Origin of the sequence: Christensenella sp., from assembly GCF_034927525.1 — a bacterium.
Classification (GTDB): Bacteria; Bacillota; Clostridia; order Christensenellales; family Christensenellaceae; genus Christensenella.
Map to the genome: position 1 here is coordinate 1 of NZ_JAYFPU010000375.1, position 8,885 is coordinate 8,885.

General features: G+C 46.8%; 5 protein-coding genes. All 5 read left to right on the top strand.

All coding sequences use genetic code 11. The features are described 5' to 3' along the window. A partial coding sequence (locus VB081_RS14760) for a C40 family peptidase (protein WP_323401530.1) occupies positions 1-1,131 on the top strand: 1,131 nt, incomplete at its 5' end. A gap of 109 nt (positions 1,132-1,240) precedes the next feature. Beyond that, positions 1,241-5,488, top strand: a complete 4,248-nt coding sequence (locus VB081_RS14765) for an acyl-CoA dehydratase activase-related protein (RefSeq protein WP_323401531.1) — start codon at positions 1,241-1,243, stop codon at positions 5,486-5,488. Between the two features lie 274 nt (positions 5,489-5,762). Then, positions 5,763-6,737: an extracellular solute-binding protein gene (locus tag VB081_RS14770; protein WP_323401532.1), complete on the top strand. Its 975-nt coding sequence runs from the start codon at positions 5,763-5,765 to the stop codon at positions 6,735-6,737. After that, positions 6,738-7,502, top strand: a complete 765-nt coding sequence (locus VB081_RS14775) for an ABC transporter ATP-binding protein (RefSeq protein ID WP_323401533.1) — start codon at positions 6,738-6,740, stop codon at positions 7,500-7,502. Continuing rightward, positions 7,499-8,885: ABC transporter permease subunit (locus tag VB081_RS14780; protein ID WP_323401534.1), on the top strand; the 1,387-nt coding region annotated here is incomplete at its 3' end. The genes VB081_RS14775 and VB081_RS14780, both read left to right, overlap by 4 nt.

An 8,885-nucleotide genomic window follows, 5' to 3' on the forward strand; every position in this document is an offset into this window, starting at 1 on the left:
GAACCGACAGAGACGCCTTCGCAGGCACCGGCAGTTGTCGATGCGACACAGCAAACAACACAGATTACAGAAGAAGACAGTTCCTTGACGGCACAGTCGGTAGAAGAACCAGTGGCAACACCGGAACCGACGCCCGAGCCGACGCCTCAATATGTGACGCTGACAGCGGGAATGCAAGATCCTTCCGTTCCGGCATTACAGGAACGCCTTATGGAATTGCACTATATGTCGCAGGATCAGCCCACAGATTTATTTGGCCCGGCAACACTGATGGCTGTACAGGCCTTCCAGCGTAAGCACGGTCTTGATGTAGACGGTGCGGCAGGCCCGGCAACGCAGGCGGCGATTTTCTCTGCTGATGCAAAAGAATATACCGCGGCACTGGGCGCTGATGGCGACGATGTGTCCCGTATTCAGGAAAGATTATTAGAGCTTGGTTATAACGTAAGCGTAACTGGTCATTTCGGTGAAATGACAGATAAAGCTGTAAGAGAATTCCAGCGTATGAGCGGCCTTACGGACGATGGCAGCGTTGGTAATGTAACAAAGGATGTATTGTTCTCTGACAATGCTGAAGTTTCTACTTCAAAAGCAGAGGCAGACAAAAAAGCAGCTGAAGATGCAAAGAAGAAAGAAGAAAGTAGTTCCTCTAACAAGGGGAATGGCAGTTCTTCCTCTGGATCGAGCAGCAGCGGTTCTTCCAGCTCCGGATCGAGCGGTGGTGGTTCTTCCAGCAGCAAGCCTAAGCCCTCCAAGCCCTCTTATTCGGCTGACCCGGGCAATGTTGAAGCATTCATCAGCGTAGCGATGGATCAGCTTGGAAAACCGTACCGTCTTGGCGGTAAGGGCCCGGATTCGTTTGACTGCTCAGGCTTTATCTACTATGCACTGCAGCAGAGTGGCAATGGCATCGGATACATGACTTCCGGTGGTTGGGCAAGCTCCGGTTATACTTCGGTAGGCTGGGATGACCTCGAACGCGGTGACATCGTATGTGTGACTGGTCACGTAGGTATCTACCTTGGCGGCGGACAGATATTGGATGCGTCGTCCGGCTCAGGACAGATTGTCCAAAGAGGCATGGGTTCTTGGTTCCAGAGCAGATTTATCACTGGTAAGAGACCGCTCTAAGCATAAAATTAATATTAAAAAGGGTGGATGTGACAAGCATCCACCCTTTTTCTGTTCTTGTATAGTTCATATATATTTGGTATAATACTTTGTCAGCAGGAGGTTTTGTATGGCAGAATACAAGTTAGGTTTGGACATCGGTTCTACCACCATTAAGATCGTATTGGTAGACGGTGAAAATAATATTTTATTTGACAGATATAGAAGACATTTTTCGGATGTACGCGGAGAGCTTTTCAATCTTTTTAAAGAGGTCGCACAAGAATGCGGGGAGTATGAGGTCACCTCGGCCATTACAGGTTCTGGTGGCCTTACTGTTGCAACGCTGCTGGATCTGCCCTTTGTACAGGAAGTGGTGGCAGGTGCGCGTGCAACGCAGAAATACATCCCACAGGCGGATGTTGTTTTGGAGCTTGGCGGCGAGGACGCGAAGATCACATACATGAAGCCGTCTTTGGAACAGCGTATGAACGGTACGTGCGCTGGCGGTACAGGCGCGTTTATCGACCAGATGGCTACGCTTCTAAATACCGATCCGATGGGGCTCAATGAACTCGCAGAGTCATACAATACACTGTATCCGATCGCAGCGCGCTGTGGCGTATTTGCAAAAACGGATGTACAGCCGCTTATCAATGAAGGCGCAGCCAAGGAAGATATTGCTGCGTCTATTTTTCAGTCGGTAGTCAATCAGACCATATCCGGTCTTGCGTGCGGACGACCGATCCGCGGCAACGTTGCCTTTTTGGGAGGGCCGTTGCACTATTTAACACAGCTTCGCCAGCGGTTTATTGAAACGCTTCATTTAAGTGGCGACGCAATCATTCATCCAGAGAATTCACATTTATTTGTCGCGCTGGGTGCGGCGCTGATGGCAGAGGGAAAGTCCTTCCAGATCAAAGATCTTCCGGATATGCTTACAAATGCAGGGGAAGGCGCGCATGAGACACGTCGTTTGCGTCCGCTGTTCGAGACGGAAGAAGAACATGAGGCGTTCAATGCACGCCATGCGCAGAAAAATGTAGAACGTGCAGAGATCAGTACAGCGGAGGGCGCGTGTTACCTGGGGCTTGATGCAGGCAGTACAACGATCAAAGCGGTACTGATCGACGATCAATACCGTATGCTTTATTCACATTACCATTCCAACGAGGGCAGTCCGCTTGATTCTGCGGTAGAGATCGCACGCGATATCTACGATAAGCTTCCTGAAAAAGCTTATATCGCCGGAGCTTGTGTCACAGGCTATGGCGAGGCGATCATCAAGGAAGCATTGAAGCTTGATCTTGGTGAGATCGAAACGATGGCGCACTATAAAGCGGCGGAGTTTTTTAACAATGAAGTTGACCTGATCATTGATATTGGCGGTCAGGATATGAAATGTCTGCACATCAAGGATAGAGTTGTCGATGGCATCATGCTCAACGAAGCATGCTCTTCCGGCTGTGGCAGCTTTTTGCAGACCTTTGCCTATTCACTAGGCATACCAATCCAGGAATTCGCACAAGAGGCTCTTGTTTCGCGCAATCCGGTCGATCTGGGTACGCGCTGCACGGTATTTATGAACAGCCGTGTTAAACAGGCACAGAAGGAAGGCGCTACGGTGGGGGATATTTCCGCCGGGCTTTCTTATTCAGTCGTTAAAAATGCACTTTACAAAGTCATTAAGGTCAAGGATCCGGCTGATCTTGGCAAAAATATTGTTGTCCAGGGCGGTACGTTCAAGAACGATGCGATCCTGCGCACCTTTGAATTGGAGCTGGGCAGAGAGGTAGTACGTCCGGATATTGCGGAATTGATGGGGGCGTTTGGCGCCGCACTGCTCGCGAAAAAAGAGATGAAGGGCAAACGCTCGGGCATGCTTGGGAAAGATGAGCTTTCCGAATTTACCTACAAGGGAAGCTTTGCGCGTTGCGGTAAATGTGAAAACCGCTGTATGCTGACCATCACGACATTTGAAGATGGTAGAAAGTTTGTTTCGGGCAATCGCTGCGAAAAGGGAAGCGGGGTTGTCAAGAAAAACGATCTGCCTGATTTATATGATTATAAACTGAAGCGCGTATTTGATTATGAATCTTTGCCGGAAGATCAGGCGCCCAACGGGACGATCGGTATTCCGCGTGCACTGAATATTTTTGAAAACTATCCCTTCTGGCATGCGATGTTCACTAAGCTCGGATTCCGCGTCGTATTGTCGGACCCCTCCAACCATGCGATCTTTGAAAAAGGGATGGAGACGATCTCATCAGATACGGTGTGCTATCCGGCGAAACTGATTCACGGACACATAGAGAATCTTGCTGAAAAAGGCGTCAAGAAGATCTTTTATCCATGTATTCCGTATGAGCGCAAGGAGTTCGGCGACTCAAACAATCATTACAATTGTCCGGTCGTGACGTCTTATCCGGAAGTAATTAAAAATAATATGGATGTTCTGTCGGAGAATGGGATAGAATTTATCAATTTCTTTGTGGCCCTTGATGAACAGGAGTTCATGCCCAAAAAGATCATGAAGGAATTCGGCAAATATGGGATCACCGAGCAACAGGCACAGGAGGCCTCAGACGCCGCGTATGCCGAGCTTGACCGCTTCAAGCAGGATATGCGTGAGCAGGGCGAGAAAACGATCCAGTGGCTTAAGGAGACGGGAAATACAGGCATTGTGCTTGCGGGACGGCCTTACCATGTAGATGCGGAGATCAATCACGGGATTCCCTCGCTTATTACAAGCTACGGTCTTGCGGTACTGACAGAAGACAGTGTAGCGCATTTGGGACATTTGGAGCGCCCGGTTCGGGTCATGGATCAATGGGCCTATCATACGCGCCTTTATGAAGCGGCTGCAGCGGTAGCGCGTTATGATTGCCTGCAGATGGTGCAGTTGAATTCGTTTGGCTGCGGGCTGGATGCGATCACGACGGATCAGGTGCATGAGATCATTTCTGCCGCGGACAAGATATACACGGTATTAAAGATCGACGAAATCAGCAATCTTGGCGCGGCGAAGATAAGGCTGCGTTCGCTGATCGCCGCTTTGAAGGAAAAGGGCGAAGAAGCGAAAGAAAAACCGGAGAAAAAAGCAGAGCCAAAGAACGCGGTATGGCACCGCCGTATTTTCACACAGGAAATGCGCGAGAAAGGGACGATCGTTTGTCCGCAGATGGCGCCGCTTCAATTCCAGTTTTTAAAGCAAGCGTTCGATCCTACGGGATACAACTTTACGGTACTGACAGAAGTGACCAAGGAAGACATCGACGTAGGCTTGAAATATGTCAACAACGACGCGTGTTACCCGACGATCATCGTCGTGGGACAACTTGTGAATGCGTTTATTACAGGCAAACTCGACCCGGATAACACTGTTATTATGCTCACGCAGACGGGCGGTGGGTGTCGTGCGTCAAATTATCTGGCTTTCCTGCGCAAGGCTTTGAAGGAAGCGGGCTTCCCGCAGGTGGTCGTCGTATCCATAAACTTCTCAGGTCTGGAAAAGAATCCTGGCTTTAAGTTTACGGGAGGATTGGCTATGCGTCTGCTTCTTGCCATTCCGCTGGGAGACTTACTGCAGAAGCTGCTGCTTGCGACACGGCCGTATGAAAAGAATAAAGGCGAAACGGACGCATTGTTTGACAAGTGGGTCGCGAAAGTACAGGATATCGTAAAAAACACGCGGTATTTTGGCTATCGTAAGGCTTCAAAACAGATGGTGCGGGATTTCGAGGCGATCGAACGTACCAATGTTGTAAAGCCGAAGGTCGGTATCGTCGGAGAGATCCTCGTAAAATATCATCCAGACGCCAATAACCACGCGATCGAGGTGATCGAGCGGGAAGGCGGCGAGGCCGTGATGCCTGCGCTAATGGAGTTTTTTACATATAGCTTATATAGCTGTAAATTTAAGCATGAGGAAATGGGAAAATCCAAAGGGGTCTATAAGGCATCTATGTTTGGTATTTGGTTTGTTAACTGGTTCCGCAACCCCATTCAGCGTGCCCTTAGAAAGAGCAAATACTATACGCCATATCCGAATATCCATCATCTGGCTGAGCAGTCAGAAGATATGATCTCGTGCGGGAATTGCACAGGAGAGGGATGGTTCCTGACGGCGGAAATGCTTCACTTGATTGAAGAAGGCGCGCCTAATATTATCTGTGTACAGCCTTTTGCCTGCCTACCTAACCACGTGGTAGGAAAGGGCATGATCCGCGGGATACGCAACACATATCCGCAGGCGAACATTGTCGCGGTGGATTACGACCCGGGCGCATCAGAGGTAAACCAGTTAAACCGTATCAAGCTGATGATATACAGCGCATTTGAAAACTTGAAAATGGAGCAAGAGCAAAAACAGAAATAGTACTAAAGAGGCGGTTGCAAAACCGCCTCTTTGTTACATATTGCCACTATTACTATAAAAAACGAACGCAAATATGCTGTTTGGAGTCATATGTACGTTGACTGTGTTCATTTACGATGCTATAATAATTTTGCGATAACAAAAGAACAAAAACTATTACTTTGTCGTTCAAGAAATATATAGCAAAAAAGCACCCTTTTGGGTGCTTGTCGTCTCAAATACATCTTGATTTGTCAGGAATGAAAAAGTAAGGGTTGTTGGTATGGGGGTAGGCATGAAGCGCTTTTTAATAGTCATATTAGCCATTTTATTGTGCTTTTCATTTACTTCCTGTTCAGGCAAAGGCCAAAATACAGTCATAATCTATTCCAGCGCAGAGCAATACCGCAATGAATTTATCCTTTCACGTCTGAAAGAACAATTTCCGCAATATGATATTATCGTTGGCTATATGCCCACCGGCAATCAGGCGGCTCGTCTTCTTGTTGAGGGAGAAAAATCGGAATGTGATATCACTTATGATATGGAATATGGGTATGTCGATAAACTGAAGGACGCTTTTGCCGATCTTTCGGAATATGATACTTCTAAATTTGAAGACGACATGTTGAATGCGGATCAGAAAGTTTTACCGGAATGCCGAAACGGCGGTTGTATTGCAATAAATGTTGAAGAACTCAGGAAGCGGGGCCTGCAGGAGCCTGAAAACTACGAAGACCTATTGAAGCCGGAATATCAGGGGCTTATATCTATGCCCAATCCGAAATCCTCAGGGACGGGATACATGTTCTTAAAAAGTCTGGTGAACGCATGGGGCGAAGAACGTGCATTTGACTATTTTGATAAGCTTTCTAAAAACATCTTACAGTTTACCTCATCTGGATCAGGACCCGTCAATGCACTTGTACAAGGCGAAGCAGTAATCGGACTTGCGATGACAGGACAGGCTGTTATGGAGATCAATAACGGTGCGCCGCTCAAAATAATGTATTTTGAAGAAGGGTCGCCTTATTCGCGCTATGGCATAGGAATGATCAAGGGAAAAGATGAAAGACAGTGTGTAAGAGATGTGTTCGATTTTTTAAATACGACGCTGGTTGCAGAAGACAAGGCATTATATTTTCCTGAAAAAATTTACAAAGATGTCGATTTTGAGATGGAAAATTATCCTTCGAATATCAAATATGCAGATATGGGCAACGACACCAAAGCGGAAAAAGAACGTCTGTTAGAGAAGTGGGTACACTAGATGAATGAAAAACTTGCAGTTGAAAATCTTTCGAAAATATTCGGGACAAATCAGGTATTGCACGGCATTGATTTTACAGTGCATGAGGGAGAGTTTCTATCCGTGTTGGGGCCTTCTGGGTGTGGAAAAACGACACTTTTGCGTATGTTGATTGGGCTCGAACAGCCAACGGAAGGTAAAATTTATAAGGATGGCAAAGACATCACAAACAGTATACCGTCTGCACGCGGGATGGGCATTGTTTTCCAGAATTATGCATTGTTTGAAAACATGACAGTTCTTGGAAATGTTGAATATGCACTTAAAAGACATCCGTCGCTTAAGGACAAGGCGCACGAAACAGCGGAGCGGTTGATTGAACAGGTCGGTCTTGCAGAACATAAGGAGAAGCGGCCGGGTAAACTTTCGGGTGGACAGCAGCAGCGCGTTGCGATTGCAAGGACGCTGGCGCTCAATCCGGATATCATATTGTTTGACGAGCCTATGTCTGCACTCGATGTAGACACGCGACTTTCGTTGCGTGCAGAGCTAAAGAGTATACAAAAAAAGTTTGGTTCGACGATGATTTATATCACGCACGATCAGGAAGAAGCGTTTGCTATGTCGGACAGGATCATGGTGTTAAATGAAGGGAAGATACAACAGATTGATACGCCCAGAAATATAATCGACCGTCCTGCAAATGAGTATGTTGAGCGTTTTGTGATACATAATATCCAGTTAAAGATTGACTCTCTGATCCAGTTTGCGAGGGCGAAGGCATGATGCTGAAGCAAAAAGGCCTGTCGGGTATCAAGCTTTTGCTGGCTGCATTTTTTATTGTTGCTGTTTTGCTGCCGCTTATTTATATGCTTACATCAATGGCGGGAGAAGACATCGGTCAATTGATCACCTCCGAAGGGTTTATGACAGCGCTCGGGCATTCCGTATGGGTATCGCTTACTTCTACATTGATTTCAGTAGGTTTGGCAGCAGGGCTTGCATGGTTTATTGAGCGTTCGGCCATCCGCTGTAAAGGGCTTTTTACGATCCTCTTTACGTTGCCAATGCTCATCCCGTCTATTTCGCACGGCATGGGTCTTGTCGTATTGTTTGGTTCAAACGGCGTACTGACAAACTTACTTCACATTGATGGCAATATATACGGTTTCTGGGGTATTGTTATTGGTTCGGTGATGTATTCATTTCCTGTTGCGTTTTTGATGGTGTCTGATATGATGCGTTACGAAGATAGTACGCCGTATGAGGCGGCGTCCGTACTTGGAATATCCAAGGCCAACCAATTCATGGCGATCACGTTCCCATATATGCGTAAACCGATGATCTCCGTTGTTTTTGCGGTATTTACATTGGTCATAACTGACTATGGCGTTCCGCTTACGGTAGGAGGACAGTTCACAACGCTTCCGGTCATGATGTATCAGGACGTAGTGGGGCTGCTGAATTTTGGAAAAGGAAGTGTGATTGGTCTTGTGCTGCTTGTTCCGGCATTTATTGCCTTCCTGATCGATTTGCTGGATAAAAATAAGGGAAACCTTTCGTTTGTAATCAAACCTTTTCGGATACTCAAAAACAAAATAAGGGATGGGTTCGCGTATCTTTCATGCAGTATTGTTGGTTTATGTATCCTGCTGCCTATTGCAGCATTTGCAGTGTTGACCTTTGTAAAGAAATATCCGATCGATATGTCATTTACGCTTGATAATATCACGCGTACCATGAATATCGGTGCTGACCGGTATCTGGCAAATTCACTGATTATTGCAGTGTGCGTCTCTGTGATCGGGGTTACGATTGCGTATATTACGGCCTATATGACGGCCCGTGTCAAATCGAAATCTTCAAAAATGCTTCATTTGGTCTCTATCATTACCCTTGCGATCCCCGGGCTTGTACTGGGTCTCTCTTATATGATGTTTTTCAATGGGTCTTTCATCTACGGTACACTGGCAATATTGATCCTTGTCAATATTATGCACTTTTTCGCTTCGCCCTACCTGATGATGTATAATACCTTTGGAAAATTAAACCAGAACTTAGAAGCGGTGGGAGCAACACTTGGTATAAGTAGAGGACGCATCATTTGGGATGTGCTGATCCCGCAGTCAAAAGCGACGATTGCGGAGATGTTCGCATATTTTTTTGTAA